The sequence below is a fragment of the Deltaproteobacteria bacterium genome (assembly GCA_009929795.1).
Lineage (GTDB): Bacteria > Desulfobacterota > Desulfovibrionia > Desulfovibrionales > Desulfomicrobiaceae > RZZR01.
In genome coordinates, this window is record RZZR01000267.1 from 1 (window position 1) to 2415 (window position 2415).

Here is a 2415-nt window from a genome sequence, read left to right on the forward strand (position 1 = left end):
CTTATGCATCCCTGGGCTGGTACATCGGCTTGCGCTTCACACCCCAGACCGTGCGCTACGCACTGAAGGCCGTGCCCCAGCTGTTGCTGGCCGTTTTCACCCTCATGGTTCTGTGCGGGGGCGTGGCCTGGATGCTCCATGCCTGGGCCGGGGTGGATCCCTTGAGTGCCTATCTGGCCACTAGCCCCGGCGGGCTGGATTCGGTGGTGGTCATTGCCGTGGGCAGCGGGTGCGACGTGCCGTTCGTGCTTTCCCTGCAGACCCTGCGCCTGTTCGCCGTGGTCCTGACCGGGCCATTGGTGGCTCGGTTGGTCTGTCGTGTGAGCAGACGCAGCGCCCGCGGCACGGGCCTGAAGGCCTAGAAAATTTCCGAGGCCAGGGGAATTTTTAGCTGGAGGAATGCGCTGGCGAGAATCCGGTTTCAGGCGTTGAACACAATTCTTGAAACTTTCTAATAAAATCAGATAAATGTATGCCGTCAGCCAGGCCATGGTGGACCTGGACGCTGAAGGCCATGACATGGCCATGGCCACGTTTCAAAAAACGCCCCCATACGATGCGCGGAAACGAGTCCGCTGGCCTGAGAGGCACTGGATTGACAACGGACGTGAAATGGATCCAGGGCAGGCAACTGATGTATATCTTGTCAACACTGTCAGGCTCAAGGCCCGTCACGCCCTTTTCAGCCTCCTTCTTGATGGGGACGTTGAGTTCCAGAAAGCGTTTGATCTCATCCTCATGTCGTCCGCGGCAAAAATTCAACGTGCCGTCCGTGGTCTGCACCGTGAAGGATGGGTGGACCACGTCAAAGAGCATGATCTCACCGTCAACGACCCGTACCCGCAATTCTTCCACGGCATTGAGTGCCTTTGAAACCAGAAAAATCATGCCAAGGTAGCGGGGGATGTCCTGTCTCTTCATGAACGACAAACAGTCTCCGACCTCGATTTCCACGGTCAGGCAAGAATAGGGGAATTCCATTTGACTGAAATGCAGAAAATGCTCCGCTCTGGCCCACGTGGCCATGTCAATCTTGCGCATTGATTCTCTTTTGGGTCTGTTTCATCACGGATTGACGCCTTTGAAAGGCGAAGGAGATCGAAGCTTGGAGGTTCGGCCCGCAAACTTTCATGTGTTGATCTTGGTCCCGGAGTATGTGAAGGCGTTCCTGTTCATTTTGATGAATGTTCCCTTGCTTATACCCACTGCATTGCCGCACTGGCACCAGATCTTGCCGTCATGTTCATCCTTGAACCAAACCTTTTCAATCCTGTCTCGATGGCAGCGCAGGAGTTCTCTCTGGCCAAGCTTGCGGTATCGCCAGAGCTTCTTACGACAGGCTGAGCACTTGATGACGAGCATGGTTCAATGCGAAGATCAGAGCCACAGGATGGCCGAGAAATCTTCCTCCCGTTGAGTCAAACGATTGAGTGGCCGGGGATCATCGGCTAGTCAGGCCGGGAGCGCCGAGACCCGGGCCATTTCCTCGCCCACGTATCGCCCCAAATCGTGGGCCAGATCCGAGTGCAGGCGGAGCCGATTCATGTCCAACGGTACCGCTAGCCGAGTGAACCGCAGCATGTCCCCGTCCTCGGCCGCGTGGGGCCAGACCCCGGCAAAGAAGAACCCGGCCTCCTTGACCTGTTCGGCGAGGACGGCCGTTGCGGGCTGGGCCAAGGGCAGATCTATGTGGACCACCTCGGCTCCGGCAATGTCCAGAAGATCCAAGGCCGCCCGCCTTATCTCCGGCCATTGCCGCTCATCGGCCCGCGACACCCGGACCACCCCCTTCAAGAGGCCACGATCGAAGACCACGGCGTATTCACCGGGTCCGTGATCGGTTTCTTCCGGAGGCGAAATAATGGTTCGGTCCAGGTTGCCGAGAACCCGTTCGACAATGGCTCGATGCCGTCCGAGGTCACAGACTTTGGCTGGGGGCGGGTCCACCAGATATTGGAAACAGTGCAGGTAGGACTCTCTTTGGGGAGGGGCGGTTCCAAGGTCCATGGATTTGAAGTTCCGCGGTGGACAGGCCGCCAGATCCAGTCCACATGGCAGTGCGCCCAGGGCGATGGTATTTCGGACACTGACGGGGTGGCTGGTGACCGGATTGAAGGACAGCCCGAAGATGCCCATCTTCCGGGCCCGTTCCTTGAGGCAATTCAAGAAGCGTTCCATGAGTTTTCGGCCTCTGTGAGCCGGGGAAATGACCAGGAGGGCCATCTCGGCCACGGGTACGGGTTGGTCGCGGTCAGCCAGCAGCGTGACCAACCCGTCACGCAGATCAGCCTGTAACCCAACGACATCCACCCGCTGCTCAGCCAAATACGTCCAGTCGCGATCCACCCCTAACTCCGCCGCCAGGATCAGATCGCGGTACCAGCGGGCAAGGGGTTTCGCCTTGCCCTGCTCGCG

Annotated in this window: 4 protein-coding genes; 1 reads left to right on the forward strand and 3 read right to left on the reverse strand. The window is 58.4% G+C overall.

Annotated elements, in window-relative coordinates; all coding sequences use genetic code 11:
- A partial coding sequence (locus EOM25_14025) for an AbrB family transcriptional regulator (protein NCC26292.1) occupies nucleotides 1-362 on the forward strand: 362 nt, incomplete at its 5' end.
- Between the two features lie 25 nt (nucleotides 363-387).
- Here EOM25_14025 and EOM25_14030 read toward each other — a convergent pair.
- The 3 genes from EOM25_14030 to EOM25_14040 form a co-directional block, all read right to left on the reverse strand.
- Nucleotides 388-1041 carry a hypothetical protein gene (locus EOM25_14030; protein ID NCC26293.1) on the reverse strand — a complete coding sequence of 218 codons (654 nt, stop codon included), beginning with the start codon at nucleotides 1039-1041 and terminating at the stop codon, nucleotides 388-390.
- A gap of 87 nt (nucleotides 1042-1128) precedes the next feature.
- Entirely contained in the window at nucleotides 1129-1362 is a 234-nt protein-coding gene (locus EOM25_14035; protein ID NCC26294.1) for a hypothetical protein, read from the reverse strand.
- A gap of 90 nt (nucleotides 1363-1452) precedes the next feature.
- Nucleotides 1453-2346: a hypothetical protein gene (locus EOM25_14040; protein NCC26295.1), complete on the reverse strand. Its 894-nt coding sequence runs from the start codon at nucleotides 2344-2346 to the stop codon at nucleotides 1453-1455.
- Between the last annotated feature and the right edge of the window lie 69 nt (nucleotides 2347-2415).